Origin of the sequence: Romboutsia ilealis, assembly GCF_900015215.1 — a bacterium.
GTDB lineage: Bacteria > Bacillota > Clostridia > Peptostreptococcales > Peptostreptococcaceae > Romboutsia > Romboutsia ilealis.
The window spans coordinates 2390880-2404228 of the sequence record NZ_LN555523.1; the positions used below are offsets into that span (position 1 = coordinate 2390880).

The following is a 13349-nucleotide window of genomic DNA, read 5'->3' on the forward strand; positions in this document are numbered from 1 at the left end:
ACTTCTAAAATATCTAAATATCAATATAACAATTAAACATATCTAAACATAAATATTATATTTTTATTTTCTATTTATTGAAAATCATAATATTCTATATTTTTCATTTTTAATGTTATCAATTATAATTTTAATATCCTCATTTTTCAAACATTAAAAGTTTTAGGCATAAAAAATTCACTTCGCTTGAGCGACGTGTCGGCGAAACAGTTCATATCGCCAACGACTTCGTCCGTTGCTTGAGCCACTGAGTGGGCGAAGCATTTCAAAATCTTTTTTACGCTCAAAAACAATTTATTGATATTACTTACATTCAAAAGTTATCCACATTTTTAAAAATATTATAATATCCTTAAGCGTAAAAAAGGATTGTCTATTGATTACAAATCATACACAATCCTTTTTTACAAATATTATTCTTCTATTTTATTTTGGTTATTTTCTATAGGTTTCATTGTAGGGAATAATATAACATCTCTTATAGACGGAGAGTTAGTTAATAACATCATAACTCTATCTATACCTATTCCAAGACCACCTGTAGGAGGTAAACCTACTTCTAAAGCGTTTATGAAGTCTTCATCCATATCACAAGCTTCGTCATCGCCTAATTCTTTCTTTCTCAATTGATCCATGAATCTTCCTTTTTGATCAATTGGGTCATTTAACTCAGAGAATGCATTAGCTAATTCCCATTTATTTGCGAAAGCTTCAAATCTATCTGTTTTTCTTGGGTCTTCTACATTTCTCTTAGCAAGAGGCGATACTTCAACTGGATGATGAGTTATAAATGTAGGTTGAATTAACTTATCTTCACCAAATTCTTCGAAGAATGCATTTATAACCTCTCCTCTTCTCATTCCAGGAGTTATTTCTATTCCTTTTTCTTTAGCTATTGCTAAAGCTTCTTCATCTGTATTTATAGTAGAGAAATCTACACCAGTATATTCCTTAACACATTCTTCCATAGTCATTCTTCTCCATGGAGGTGTAAAGTCTATTTCTGTTCCTTGGTAGTTTATTTTCATGCTTCCTGTAGCAGCCTCAGCCATATGAGCTATAACATTTTCAGTTATTTCCATCATATCTGTATAATCTGCATAAGCTTGGTATAATTCTATTGCAGTATACTCTGGATTATGCTTTATAGACATACCTTCATTTCTGAACATTCTACCCATTTCATATACTTTATCAAATCCACCAACTATAAGTCTCTTTAAATATAATTCATTAGCTATTCTCATATACATCGGTATATCTAATGTATTATGATGAGTAACGAATGGTCTAGCATTTGCTCCACCAGCTATAGTATTTAATATTGGTGTTTCAACTTCTAAGAATCCTCTTTCATCTAAATACGATCTTAACGCTTTTAATGCTTTAGTTCTTGTTAAGAATGCATCCTTAACTTCTGGATTAACTATTAAGTCTACATATCTTTGTCTATATCTTAAATCTTGATCTTTTAATCCATGATATTTTTCTGGTAATACTTGAAGTGATTTAGATAATAAAACTACTTCATTAGCCTTTACAGATATTTCTTCTTTCTTAGTCTTGAACACTTCACCTTCAACACCAATTATATCTCCTATATCATATGTAGAGAATATAGAGTATTCTTCTTCCCCTATTCTATCTAATCTAACATAGCATTGGATTCTTCCATTTTGATCTTGTATATCTATAAATCCTGCTTTACCTTGGATTCTTTTACTCATTATACGACCAGCTATTTTAACTATCTTACCTTCAAATTCTTCAAAGTTTCCTTTTATTTCTGTAGAATTGCTAGTTCTGTCATATCTACTAACTTTAAAAGGATCTCTTCCCATGTCTTGTAATTTAGTTAATTTTTCTCTTCTTACTCTAAGTACTTCTGTAAGATCTTCTTGAAGTTGATCATTATTCATTTGGTCATTACTCATAGAGTTACCTCCTCAATTTATTATCTTCTTATTTCTAATATTTCAAATTTAGCTACACCATCTGGAACTTGAACATCAACTACATCTCCTATAGTTCTTCCTAAAAGAGCTTTTCCTACTGGAGATTCATTTGATATTTTACCTTCATATGGATCTGCTTCAGCCGAACCAACTATTGTATATTCAACTTCTTCTTCAAAATCCATATCATTTACTTTAACTATTGAACCTATCGTTACAACATTTGAATCTATTTTACTTTCATCAATGATAACTGCTCTTCTTATCATTGATTCTAATTTTATTATTCTTTCTTCAACTTGAGCTTGTTCATTTTTAGCTTCATCATACTCAGCATTTTCTGATATATCTCCAAAAGATATAGCAACCTTTATTCTATCAGCAACTTCTCTTCTTCTTACAGTCTTTAATATTTCTAATTCATCTTCTAATTTTTGATATCCTTCTTGAGTTAAAAGTATTTCCTTTTTTTCTTCCATAACCCCTACAACTCCTTCACTATATATTTAGGATTTCTCCCAAAGCCTATTTAAATTATTGCATATTTTGTTTTAATTTATGCGGTATATTATAGATTACTATTATTCTAATGTCAAGCAATCTTGCATATAGCCTTTCAGCTTGTTAACTACCTCTTCGTAACTTTCAATTTTGTTTATTTCATCTCTAACTTTAGCCGAATTTCTAAGACCTTTTAAATACCATGCGATATGTTTCCTCATTTCTCTTACAGCAACATATTCTCCATGTTCTTGCACTGCTAATTTTAAATGTTTCATAGCTGTATCTATTTTTTCTTCCAACGTAGGATCTGGCAATATCTCACCTGTTTGCATATAGTGATTTATTCTTTTAAATATCCATGGGTTTCCTTGAGCACCTCTTCCTATCATTATAGCATCACAATTTGTTTTATTTAACATATTTATTGCATCTTCAACTTCAAATACATCTCCATTACCTATAACAGGGATACTTACATTTTGTTTAACTTCTTTTATTATATCCCAATCTGCTTTTCCAGAGTAGTACTGCTCTCTAGTTCTACCATGAACAGCTATTGCACTTATTCCACAATCTTGGGCAATTTTAGCAATTTCTACTGCATTTATACAAGTGTCATCCCAACCCTTTCTTATTTTAAGAGTAACTGGTTTTTCAGAATTATCTACTACAGCCCTTAAAACTTTAGCTGCTAATTCAGGATTTTTTAAAAGGGCTGAACCATCACCATTTTTTACAACTTTAGGTGCCGGACATCCCATGTTTATATCTAATATTTCATTAGGGTATGAGTTTAATATTTTTGCAGCCCCACCCATATATTCTGGATCTGATCCAAATATTTGTATTGCAACAGGATGTTCTTCTTCTTCTATTTTCAACATTTTCTTAGTGTTTTGGTCATCATAACATAAAGCTTTTGCATTAACCATTTCTGTATATAACATTCCACAATCTTGTTCCTTGCAAATCAATCTAAATGGAAGGTCTGTTACTCCAGCCATAGGTGATAGAAAAACTTTATTATCTAAATTTAAGTTGCCTATTTTCATTTTTGTCTCCTTCTAAATTTAAAATTTATTAATATTTAAAAAAAGGAATTGGATTTATATTACCCAATTCCCCTATTCTATTCTTTATTCTTTTCGTGTAAAATTCTTAAACCATCTAAAGTTAAAAATCTATCTACATGATCTATACTTTTAGTTTCCGAAGCAATAAGAGTAGATAAACCACCTGTTGCTATAACCTTAACATTTTCTTGGTTTAACTCTCTCTTCATCATTTCTATTATCTTTTCAACTGATCCTACATAACCATATATTATTCCAGCTTGCATAGCAGATACTGTATTCTTACATATAACTGAACCTGGTTTAACTAATTCTACCCTAGGAAGTTTAGACGCTCTTTGGAATAATGCTTCACTAGATATTTTCAAACCTGGTACTATAGTTCCACCTAAGTAGTCTGCATTATTTGTTATAGCACAGAACGTAGTAGCTGTACCAAAATCAACCACTATAACAGGTGTACCATATTTTTCAACACATGCGACTGCATTAACTATTCTATCTGCTCCAACTTGTTTAGGGTTATCATATTTTATATTTAATCCAGTCTTTATACCTGGTCCTACAACTTTAGGTTGTTTTTTACAATACTTTTTACAAAAGTTTTCAAGAGAATGCATAACATCAGGAACTACAGATGATATTATAACATCTTCTACACAATTCATATCTATTTTTTCATGCTGAAATAAGTTACTTATTAAAATTCCATATTCATCAGATGTTTTATATTTATCCGTAGTTATTCTCCAATACCTTATAAGCTCTTTACCTTTATATAGCCCCAAAACCATATTGGTATTTCCAACGTCAAATACTAAAAGCATATATCATTAACCTTCTTTCTATTTTTTCCTTTTATTAAAAACTACGCAAACAGCTGATACAACAAAGCCTCCAACAATTGATTCTGGTATTCCATTTGTTGCTACTAGTGTTAATATTAAAGTTTTTGCTGCTGATGCACTTTCTCCTAAAGCCTCCGCATATCTAGCTCCATACAGTATATATATCATCCCTAGTACAACCGCTGTGTTAACTAAAGATCCCATAACTCCTGTTATCCATCCAGATACAAAAACATTCTTAGTAAATTTAATAGTAAGTTTATAAACATAATAAGCTACTATACCTATAAGCATCCTTGGTAATACAGATACTAATGGATTTACAAATGCAAAAGAAGTTATTGTAGGCATAGTAAGCGCTTTTAATAAACTTGTCGCTCCAAATATAAAACCTACTGTAATTCCAACTACAGGTCCTTCTATTATTGCACCTATAATTACAGGTATATGCATTATAGTTGCATTAGTTGGTCCTATAGGAATAAATCCTAAAGGTGTCATAGATAACATAATAGAAATAGCTGATAACACTCCTATTATTGCCATCCTTCTAACATCAGTCTTCTTTTTTTGTCTTAATTTAACTTTTGAATCCTTTGGTGATTCCATCACAATCTCCACTTCTGATGGACTTAATACTTCTACTTCTGATGATTCCAAATTCCTCATAAAAATACACCTCCGTTCCAGCTCATAAAAGATGCCGGACTTCTAAATTTTATTTTTCGCTATAGTAAAGTCAAGCTCTAAAAATTAGATACCTGCTATAACAAAACAATTGTATCAATAGTAATTTACATTGTCAATAATTCTTGATTACGAGCTATATCTTTATGTGAGCGTATTTCTCCTATAGAATCCGCATTTTTTATCGCATTTATTATACTTTTTTCTACAACCTCTGTAGCTAAAGATCCTAAAAGCGTAATATCTGTTTCAACTTCTCCCGTAGCCATAGTAAATATAGTATCTCCATCATGAGGGGTATGTATAGGGAATATAGCTTTTGCATAACCATTATGTGCCATTTGAGATATTTTTTTACACTCAGCTTTATTTAATTTAGCATTAGTAGCTACAATACCTATAGTAGTGTTATCTATACTAAATCCACCTTTATTGACTCCATTTTTCATCAATTCATAGCTGTTTAGCATGTTTTTCTTCTCATTATCCATAGTTCCTGCTATAACTTTCCCATTTTCATATACATCTCCAAAAGCATTTACTGCAACTAAAGCAGATACAACTAATCCGTTAGGAAGTTTAATTGAATGACTACCTATTCCACCCTTCATTGCATATTCTATACCTTTAATTTTACCAACTGTAGCTCCGCAACCCGCTCCAAAATTCCCTTGGTTTAACTTTGTATCACTTGCTACCTCACAAGCTCTATATCCCATCTCTATATTAGGTCTAGACTTCGGATTTCCAACTCCTAAATCAAACAGTACTGCACCTACGACTATAGGAACCTTAGTAACACCTACATCAAAACCTATATTCTGTTCTTCTAAATATCTACTTACACCACATGTAGACTCTAATCCAAAAGCTGAACCACCAGATAAAACAACTGCATGTACTTTTTGAATCATATTTATAGGATTTAATAAATCTGTTTCTCGTGTACCCGGACCTCCACCTCTAACATCAACACCACAAACAGCACCTTTTTCACATATAACAACTGTGCATCCAGTTAATCCTTCTTTATCTTCAACTTGCCCTACTTTTAATCCCTTAACATCTAGTATATTATTATACATATCCTTTAACTCCTCTTATAGATACCTCTCCTGAAATAATTTCTTTTATAATACTATCTTTTGTTTGTACTACTAAATTACCCTCTTGATTTATATCTAAACATCTAATCAACTCTTTTTCTTCACCTTTAATCAAGTACACATCTTTACCTATAATAGCAGAGTAATTTCTACATATATTTAAAATTTCTTCTTTAGAATCTTCATTTATATATTTTATATATAGTTTCTCGAACTCTTCTAATATATTCCTAACTATATCAACTCTAGATATTTTATGACCTTCTTTATATAATGAAGTCGCAATTTCAGATATTTCCTGGGAAAACTCCATAGTTTTAACATTTATGCCTATTCCTAAGATAATATAATTTATTCTCTCGATTTCTGCTGATAGTTCAGTAAGAATACCTGCAATCTTCTTATTATTTATTATTATATCATTTGGCCACTTTATAGTTGTTTCTATCCCTAAATTATTTAAAGCTTTAGCTATACTAGCCCCAGCTATTAAAGTTATAAAAGGTGCTTTTTGTGGTACTATCTTTGGTTTTAATATAATACTCATCCAAATACCTTCTTTAGATTTAGAATACCACTGCCTACCTATTCTTCCTTTTCCTTTTGTTTGCTCTTCACTAATAATCACAGTTCCTTCTAGTTCCTGCAAAGCTACTTTTTTAGCATAATCATTAGTAGAATCTATAGTCTCAAAATGAACTATTTTTCTCCCCATAACCTTAGTTTCTAGTCTATGAGAAATACTTTGATATGTTAGTAAATCCTTTGAGTCTTCTATTAATTTATATCCCTTTCTATTTACAAATTCAATATTGTATCCTTCTTCTTTTAAAGCATTCATGTGTTTCCATATTGAAGATCTAGATATCCCTAACTTTTTAGCTAGTTCTTGTTCTGAAATAAAATCATCTTTACTATTTAGTATATCTTTTATTATTTTCTCTCTCATATTCCACCCCTATTCAACTTTACTAATTATTATAATAAGTAATTATATATTAGGTTTATTAAAGTTAATACATAGTCTTTAATTCACATACCTAAACATAAAAAACTCTATATTTATATAATATCCTTAATCGTAAAAAAGAGCCTTTAAAGGCTCTTTTCTATTGTTGATTTTCATCTTTATCTATTTTTTCTTGAGAAGATTTATCTATTTCACCTAAATCTATATCTGATTGTAACGATCTAGATAAAGTTTCTTTCTTTTCAACTACTTCACTAGCATTTACTTTATCATCTTTTTTAGTATTTAAAACATCTAATGACAATTCTTTGTTAAACGCTTTTAAGAATTGATCTGCATCTAATGTTTCATATACTAATAATGCTTTAGCCACATATTCTAATCTATCCATATTATCTTGTAGAATCTTTTTAGTTTGCTTGTAAGATTCATCAACTATTCTTCCTATTTCCTTATCTATTTCATAAGCTACTTCTTCAGAATAATTCTGCTTACTTGCAAAGCTATTTCCTAAGAATACTTCATCATCTGAATCTCCAAATGTCATAGGTCCTAATTTAGTACTCATACCATATTTAGTAACCATATTTCTAGCAGTTGCTGAAACTCTTTCTAAGTCATTTGATGCTCCTGTAGATATATCATCTAAAGTCAATTCCTCAGCTACTCTACCACCAAGTAATACAACTATATTTTCTTTCATTTCATTTTTAGTTGCATAGAATTTATCTTCAACAGGAAGTTGCATAGTAAATCCTCCAGCTCTTCCTCTTGGAACTATTGTAACTTGGTGTACTGGACTTACATGAGGTAATACATGTGCACAAACTGCATGCCCTGCTTCATGGTAAGCCGTAAGTTTTCTTTCTGGTTCACTTATAACCCTAGATTTTTTAGCTACACCTGCTATAACTTTTGTTATAGCTTCTTCTATAGTTTCCATATGAATTTTCTTTTCTCTTTTTCTAGCAGTAAGTATTGCTGCTTCATTCATTAAGTTTTCTATATCAGCCGGAGTAAATCCAGGTGTTCTTCTTGCTAATACTTCTATCTTTACATCATCTGCTAAAGGCTTATTCTTAGAATGCACTTTAAATATTGCTTCTCTACCTTTTACGTCTGGTGCCCCTACAACGATTTGTCTATCAAATCTTCCTGGTCTAAGTAAGGCTGGATCTAATATATCAGGTCTGTTTGTAGCAGCCATTATTATTATACCTTGATTTACACCAAAACCATCCATCTCAACTAGTAACTGATTCAGAGTTTGTTCTCTTTCATCATGTCCTCCGCCAAGACCTGCACCTCTTTTTCTACCAACAGCATCTATTTCATCTATGAATATTATTGCTGGTGCATTTTTCTTAGCTTGATCAAATAAATCTCTAACTCTAGATGCACCAACTCCAACAAACATTTCAACGAAATCAGAACCACTTATACTAAAGAACGGTACTCCTGCTTCTCCAGCTACAGCCCTTGATAAGTAAGTTTTACCTGTTCCAGGAGGTCCTACCATAAGTATACCTTTTGGTATTCTAGCTCCTAGTTCTATATATTTTTTAGGATTCTTTAAGAAATCAACAACTTCTTGTAAGTCCTCTTTCTCTTCATTTAATCCTGCAACTTCCTTAAATGTTACTCTTGTTTTTTCATCATCCTTATGAACCTTAGCTTTTGACTTACCAAAGTTCATAACTCTTCCGCCTCCACCTTGAGACTGATTCATAAATACAAACCATAGTATTACCATAAAGAATATTAACAATAAAGTAGGTAATAACTCTATAAACCAAGGTGTAGATGGCTTAGCTTCTCCACCAACTACAATTTTACCTTCTTTAACTTGATCTAGTACCTCTTTTGAAAGAGTATCTCCTATTACCTCCTCAGGTACATAAGATCTAAATTTAGTATTTGAATCTTTTATAGTACCTTCTACTGCTGTATCACTTATAAAGTATAGACGAGATATATTTTCATTTGTTAACTCTCTGTATACTTTTGAAAATTCTAAAGTTTTCACTTCCTGTGCAGGTGTTCCTGAAAACTGAACTATTCCTACGATTATTATAAAAATTACTAGGTAGAAACCTATTCCTTTGAAAAATTTATTCAAAAGAAGCCCTCCTTTCATACGTTGTTTTTATTCTATAGTTTCTTAAAGGTAACCTTTAAGACTTCTTTTGTTTTTTCATCTATTTTATAATTTTCACTAGACTTATACTGACCAACTTGTAATATACCTTGTTCATCAGATATTATAGGTACTTTACATCTTTCTTCTCTTGCTATTTTCAAGTCTATAAATAGATCTTTAATTTTTTTAGAACCTCCAGCAAGTTTTATTTTATCACCTTGCTGTCTACTACGTACTACCATACCTCCTTTTATTTTGTTTAAATCAAACCCTCTAGACATTTTATCTACTTTTCCACTTTTATATCTATCTATAGTCATTGTTTGGGTTTCAATTATAGTGTTTACTTCTTTTATCTTAACAAATCCATTACTAGGTATATTATATAAGAAATCTATATCTTCAATGACTATTTCTGTAGTAGTTAATGTTATACAATCTTGCTTTCTATATACAAATACACCTCTTGGAAGGGTTAACATCTTATTTATTTTAGATTCACTTTCAAACCCTATTATATCTTCTATGTGTTTTTGCTCTATAAAATTCGTATCACCTAAAATAGATTTTATTCCTTCTCTTAAAATCCTTACTTTTATTGCATTATGTAACTTACTAAAATCATTTATTTTTATGTCTACTGTATCAGAAGTAACTTTACATATATTTTTAAACTCAGATTTAGCTTCAGATTCAATATAGTCACTATCACTTCTTAAATTATTACTCATCCTTACTATAGATTCTATTAAATTAGTATTAAAATTATCTTTCATATATGGTATTAATTCTAATCTAATTTTATTTCTAGTGTAAATATTTTCTAAATTACTTTCGTCTATTCTAGGATTTAAATTATGTACTTCACAATATTCTTCTATATCTTTTCTTTCTATATCTAGAAGTGGTCTAATTACACCATTTTCTCTAGCATATTCTATCCCTCTAAGACCTTGAAGTCCTGTTCCCCTCATAATTCTCATTAAAATAGTTTCTGCTTGATCGTTTAAATTATGTCCAACTGCTATTTTGTTTGATTTCGTTTTTTGTTTTATTTCATCAAACATTTCATATCTAAGTTTTCTTGCCCCTTCTTCTATTGATAAATTATTATCTTCACAATATTTAGGAACATCTATAGACTTTAAAAAATAAGTTATTCCCATTTTGTCGCATATATCTGAAACGTATAAGGCATCTTTTTGTGCTTCTATTCCCCTTATTTGATGATTCAAATGGGCTGCATATAATTCTATGTCTAGTTTATCCTTAAGTCTACTTAATATGTGCAATAGACAAACAGAATCTGGTCCTCCAGATATTCCTATAACAATTTTGTCCCCTGATTCTATTAAGTTATGTTTATTTATAGTACTTAGCACTTTTTCAAAAACCATATTTATACCTCTTACATTTAGTTTTTTTATAACTCGTATCTATAGTTTTCTATAAAAAAACTATAATCCCTTGTATAAATTTTTAAAATATATAAACTTTAATATACTTACTATAATACCAAATAAATCAAATAAAAGGTAGTATTTTAACTACCTTCTATAAAATATATATTTATAATCCGTATTATATATTATACTCTATTAACATATTTATTTCATTTTTTCCCTTAAATAAATCTAATATATTTATATTATATTCTATATTTAATTTTATATAATCTTTTTTACTTTTATCAACTATTAATTTAATAGTTTCTGTTTCTATCATAAATATTCCTTGGTTTGTTTTATATTTCGTAAGATGCTTATGCTTTTCTTTAAATACCATTAAAGAATTTACATTTCCAAACCTTTTTATAGAAACTTCTTCATCAGAAATCTTTACTGTAGTTGTTATTTTTTGACCTTCTTCGCTTTCTTCATAGACTACATATATATCTTTATTCTTTTCAAATATTTTCCCTATAGTCTTTACTTCTATAGTATCTATCGTTCCTAATTCATCGTATTGTTTTGTAATTATCTTTAGTTTTGCCTCCAAAATAAATCCTCTCCTAAAACAAGTATAAACTTTAAGCTATTGCTTAAAGTTTATACTTATAATTAATACTGTTGTATTTCTACATTTTTTATATCATCTATTTCCTTCTTTAAAAATTCTTCTGCAATAGCAGCAAATTTTTCTGGTATGTCTGATACATAATACTCATACTTAGGTACTTCTTCAACATCATCCCTAAGCATATTATTATCTTCTAGTATTTGCTTTAAATCTTTTGCAGTTTCTTTTGCAGGATTTACTAACTTAACTTTTTCTCCAACAATTTCTCCGATTGTTCTCTTCAGTAATGGATAATGTGTACATCCTAATACTAAAGAATCTATACCTTTATCCATTAATTCCTCTAAATACCTTTTCGCAGTTAATGATGCTATGTCAGTGTTCGCCCATCCTTCTTCTACTATAGGAACAAATAAAGGACATGCTTTATCTATTATTTTTATATCAGGATCTATTTTAGCAATTTCTATATTATATGCTTTAGATCTTATAGTTCCATCAGTTCCTATAATTCCAACAATTTTATTATTAGTAGTATATGCCGCAGTTCTTGCACCCGCTTCTATGACTCCAATTATAGGCAAATCATACTTTTCATTTGCTTCTTTTAATGCCCTTGCTGTAGCTGTATTACAAGCTATTACTATAGCTTTTACATTTTTTGAAATTAAAAAATCTATAGCTTGAAAAGTATATTTCATTATTGTTTCCTTAGATCTAGGACCATAAGGAACTCTAGCCGTATCTCCAAAATAAACTATATTTTCACTTGGTGTGATTTTCATTATTTCTCTTAATACTGTAAGACCTCCTAGTCCCGAATCAAACACACCTATAGGCCTATTATTCATTTGTAACACCCACTTTACTTTTTAGAATCTAGTGCTAACCCTATAAGTCTGTCTATAAGTTTAGGATACTCTAAACCTGTAGCTTCCCACATTTTAGGATACATACTTATATTTGTAAATCCTGGTAATGTATTTATTTCATTTATAAATATTTCACCTGAATCCTTATCTATAAAGAAATCTACTCTTGAAAGTCCTTTTCCATCGATTCCTTTGAATGCCTCTATTGCCATTCTTCTTATGTCTTCCATATCTTCTGTTTTTATATTTGCTGGTATATCATAAGTTGAAGCACCATTTATATATTTATCTTCATAATCATAGAAATCTTTAGCTGGCTTTATTTCACCTGCTATAGATGCTTTAACCTCTTCATTTCCGATAACAGCAACTTCTATTTCTCTAGCATTTATACCTTTTTCTAAAACTATTCTTGAATCATATTTTAAAGCTTCTTCTATACCAACTAGAAGCTCTTCTCTATTTGTAGCTTTAGATATACCTACACTTGAACCTAAATTAGCTGGTTTTACAAATATAGGGTAGTTTAATTTTTCCTCTATGTTATTTAATTCTTGATCTTTATTTGTATTAAATTCCCATCTATTTGTATATGTGTAATCTACTTGTGGTAATCCTATTTGTGAGAATACCTTTTTACATATAAGTTTATCCATACCTACGCTAGATGCTAAAACCCCACATCCTACGTATGGTATTTGGCTTATTTCAAATAATCCTTGTATCGTACCATCTTCTCCGTATGGACCATGTAACACTGGGAACAGTACATCTATCTTTTCTACTCTTCCGTCTTCAAATTTTAATCCAACTTCTTTATTTCCTGAAGGTATTAAATTTATCTCAACATTTTGATTAGCTAAATCAACCCAACTTCCATTTTTGATGTTTTCTTCATTTCCATCATAAAACATCCATCTTCCTTCTTTTGTTATTCCTATAGTAAAAACATTATATTTATCTCTATTAATATGCTTACAAATCGACGCTGCTGATAACAGTGAAACTTCATGTTCACCAGATTTTCCACCAAATATTAAAGCCACATTTATTTTACTCATAATATGCTCACCTTTCTGCAAATATTTGTTAATATCAAATATTATATGCATTTTATTATCTAAATGATTATTATAATTTATTTTAACAAAAAAATAAAGGCGCAAACGCACCTT

The 13349-nt window shown here is 29.9% G+C and carries 12 protein-coding genes; all 12 read right to left on the reverse strand.

Going from position 1 to position 13349, the window contains the following annotated elements; translation table 11 throughout:
- Positions 1 to 413: 413 nt before the first annotated feature.
- A complete protein-coding gene (gene lysS, locus CRIB_RS11305) occupies positions 414 to 1934 on the reverse strand; it encodes a lysine--tRNA ligase (RefSeq protein WP_180702432.1) in 1521 nt (506 codons plus the stop codon).
- 20 nt (positions 1935 to 1954) lie between these two features.
- Positions 1955 to 2434, reverse strand: coding sequence for a transcription elongation factor GreA (gene greA, locus CRIB_RS11310; protein ID WP_180702433.1), 480 nt, complete (start codon positions 2432 to 2434; stop codon positions 1955 to 1957).
- Between the two features lie 102 nt (positions 2435 to 2536).
- The gene (gene dusB, locus CRIB_RS11315; RefSeq protein ID WP_180702434.1) at positions 2537 to 3511 is read right to left on the reverse strand and encodes a tRNA dihydrouridine synthase DusB; all 975 of its coding nucleotides are present in this window, start codon (positions 3509 to 3511) and stop codon (positions 2537 to 2539) included.
- Between the two features lie 77 nt (positions 3512 to 3588).
- Positions 3589 to 4359, reverse strand: coding sequence for a type III pantothenate kinase (locus tag CRIB_RS11320; protein ID WP_180702435.1), 771 nt, complete (start codon positions 4357 to 4359; stop codon positions 3589 to 3591).
- Between the two features lie 18 nt (positions 4360 to 4377).
- Positions 4378 to 5049 carry an ECF transporter S component gene (locus CRIB_RS11325; protein WP_330404872.1) on the reverse strand — a complete coding sequence of 224 codons (672 nt, stop codon included), beginning with the start codon at positions 5047 to 5049 and terminating at the stop codon, positions 4378 to 4380.
- Positions 5050 to 5174: 125 nt separating this feature from the next.
- Entirely contained in the window at positions 5175 to 6152 is a 978-nt protein-coding gene (locus CRIB_RS11330) for a P1 family peptidase (RefSeq protein ID WP_180702436.1), read from the reverse strand.
- Positions 6145 to 7122: a biotin--[acetyl-CoA-carboxylase] ligase gene (locus CRIB_RS11335; protein ID WP_180702437.1), complete on the reverse strand. Its 978-nt coding sequence runs from the start codon at positions 7120 to 7122 to the stop codon at positions 6145 to 6147. The genes CRIB_RS11330 and CRIB_RS11335 overlap by 8 nt, the downstream gene beginning before the upstream one ends.
- A 160-nt stretch (positions 7123 to 7282) precedes the next feature.
- Positions 7283 to 9262: an ATP-dependent zinc metalloprotease FtsH gene (gene ftsH / locus CRIB_RS11340; protein ID WP_180702438.1), complete on the reverse strand. Its 1980-nt coding sequence runs from the start codon at positions 9260 to 9262 to the stop codon at positions 7283 to 7285.
- A 32-nt stretch (positions 9263 to 9294) separates the two neighbouring features.
- Complete coding sequence (gene tilS, locus CRIB_RS11345) at positions 9295 to 10680, reverse strand: tRNA lysidine(34) synthetase TilS (protein ID WP_180702439.1); 1386 nt, start codon at positions 10678 to 10680, stop codon at positions 9295 to 9297.
- A 184-nt stretch (positions 10681 to 10864) separates the two neighbouring features.
- Positions 10865 to 11281, reverse strand: coding sequence for a DUF1934 domain-containing protein (locus CRIB_RS11350; protein WP_180702440.1), 417 nt, complete (start codon positions 11279 to 11281; stop codon positions 10865 to 10867).
- Positions 11282 to 11343: 62 nt separating this feature from the next.
- A complete protein-coding gene (gene murI, locus CRIB_RS11355; protein ID WP_180702441.1) occupies positions 11344 to 12153 on the reverse strand; it encodes a glutamate racemase in 810 nt (269 codons plus the stop codon).
- A 14-nt stretch (positions 12154 to 12167) separates the two neighbouring features.
- The gene (locus tag CRIB_RS11360; RefSeq protein ID WP_180702442.1) at positions 12168 to 13235 is read right to left on the reverse strand and encodes a D-alanine--D-alanine ligase; all 1068 of its coding nucleotides are present in this window, start codon (positions 13233 to 13235) and stop codon (positions 12168 to 12170) included.
- Positions 13236 to 13349 lie beyond the last annotated feature (114 nt).